Here is a 235-nt window from a genome sequence, read left to right as displayed (position 1 = left end):
CCGCCGCAGTGGAAGAAAAGCTCTTATATCGCTTTCTTTCAGCTTCCGGAAAAGCCGGAACGGAGATTGTCTGAAGACAATTACCGCGTATTGGATCACGCGATCGGCTTATCCGAACGCCCGGCGCTTTTTTCACGGGAAGATGTCGACAGCTACAAACAGGCATGGGGCAGAAAAGGAGCGCTCACGGCGATGCTGAACTGGTACCGGGCGATCAGAGCCGGCGGTTTAGGCC

The 235-nt window shown here is 55.3% G+C and carries 1 pseudogene; it reads left to right on the top strand.

The window, feature by feature from the left end:
- A pseudogene (locus KVT11_RS20665) lies at positions 1–235 on the top strand (alpha/beta hydrolase); the annotation flags it as partial.

The sequence above is a fragment of the Bacillus sp. GbtcB10 genome (genome assembly GCF_019091365.1).
Taxonomy (GTDB): Bacteria; Bacillota; Bacilli; order Bacillales; family Bacillaceae; genus Bacillus; species Bacillus altitudinis.
The sequence above is the reverse complement of the archived record's forward strand: the minus strand, read 5'-3'. Positions and strand labels throughout refer to the sequence as shown.